Here is a 1,609-nt window from a genome sequence, read left to right as displayed (position 1 = left end):
CTCCGTGTTTGGCGGTCCAGACATCTGCGCGAGGTCCACAGCGCCCGGCGCGCCGAAGGGAAAGAGTATCCCGGCTTCCCGCAGGCGCAGCATCGTCAGCATGACCAGCTGCTCGCGCTCGCGCGCCAGCGGTGCCGGCGCGAGGCGCCAGGTCGGATGCCGGCCGAGGGCATCGACCCGCGGCACGGCCAGTCCCCGCTCCAGGAGCAGCTCGGCGATGGTGTCCGGGTCGCGCGGAATGCCCGGCACGCGATCCGTGGCCAGCAATCAGCCGCAGTCGCCGGCGAATCTGCCCGAGCACCTGCTCCGCGTCCAGGGCAATGCCGCGCTCCCAAGGCAGCGCGCCGGCAAAGGCCGCGCGCGGGTAGCCGTCGGTGTTGCCGCGGGGGATGTACTGAGTCCGTCCGCGCCGTTGCACCTGGAACCACTCGATGGTGAAGCTGCCGCCGACGCGACGGGGCGCACGGATGCGCAGCCCCAGCCGGGCTGCGCCGCGTCCGATGCCCTGGTGCTGGCGCTGGGTGCGCAGCTGCTCCATGACGGCGATCTCGATGGTCTCGGCTGCGGTGCGCAGCTGTCGGCGCTCCGCCGCGAACCACTTGGCCAGCGTCCTGATCGCAGCCTCCGCTGCGACCGGGGCACCGTCTAGTTCGGACGCGCTGGAGACACCAAGATTTGCGCCCCCTGCCCACCCATTATCTGGGTGACCAGCAACCCCGCTGGTCACCTGCGTTTTCGGGGTGTGTTGCGCCTGCTCAGGCATGGCCGGTCACCTGGCCGAGCGTGCACCAGATGCGCACCTGCCGCCGTAGGGGGTGCATGGTCACATCGAATTTCGCGCGTTGACTCAATTGCTTGTCTCTCAATGGGTCGGTGGTACTGCCACCTGCGTCAGACGGGTCCGCCTTCCACCTGTCGATCGCCCGTCGCCTGGTCACAGGGGAGATCTCGGCTTCCTACGTCCTGACTGCGCACCTGCATTGCCGCGACACCGTGGTCACCTGGAATACGTGCTTTCACTCATGGACTTACCGCGACTTGCGGCAGCATCCCGCGCACCTGCGTCGACGCCCTCCCCTGGGCACCTGTCAGGGTGGCTGGAGCAATCCTAAGGGCCAGGCCCATCCGTCCGCAGTCGGGAAAGACGACGCCTTCGTGGACCTTCCGCGGTGTCGAGTAGCACCGCCGGAACGCCATCCTGCGCGGCGCCGGTCAGTGGTTCGCCAGTCGTTCTGGCGCTCTTCGGGGAGGTGGCTTGCGGTGACCGTTGGTGCAGGGGCGCCAACCCGGACCGCCTGGGACCGAACCCTCGACTGTTGCTGCCGGCCAGTCGTTCAGCAGTCGTTCAGCGCGCTCCCGCGGAGGTGTCCATGCAGGTCGTCGGTCTCGACATCGGTTACTCCAATCTGAAGCTCGCTGACGGGCCGGCGAGCACACGGCCGCAGCTGCGGGTGCTGCCGGCGTTGGCGGCACCGCGGGCACATGTGGCCACCCAGTTGGAGGGGACATCCAGGGTTGGTGCCGCCGGCATTGCGGTGCAGGTGAAAGGGGAGGAGTGGATCGCCGGCGGCACCAACCCTGGATGTCCCCTCCAACTGGGTGGCCACAT

General features: G+C 68.6%; 1 protein-coding gene and 2 pseudogenes. 1 reads left to right on the top strand and 2 read right to left on the bottom strand.

What is annotated here, in order from left to right; translation table 11 throughout:
• Positions 1-267: pseudogene (locus CKO31_RS25805) on the bottom strand (hypothetical protein); the annotation flags it as partial.
• A gap of 55 nt (positions 268-322) precedes the next feature.
• Positions 323-538: pseudogene (gene mobI, locus CKO31_RS27840) on the bottom strand (conjugative transfer protein MobI(A/C)); the annotation flags it as partial.
• 832 nt (positions 539-1,370) lie between these two features.
• Here mobI and CKO31_RS25795 point away from each other — a divergent pair.
• On the top strand, positions 1,371-1,609 hold a 239-nt coding region (locus CKO31_RS25795), incomplete at its 3' end, for a ParM/StbA family protein (protein WP_498370622.1).

This window comes from Thiohalocapsa halophila (assembly GCF_016583825.1).
Taxonomy (GTDB): Bacteria; Pseudomonadota; Gammaproteobacteria; order Chromatiales; family Chromatiaceae; genus Thiohalocapsa; species Thiohalocapsa halophila.
This window is presented reverse-complemented; position numbering and strand designations above follow the sequence as displayed.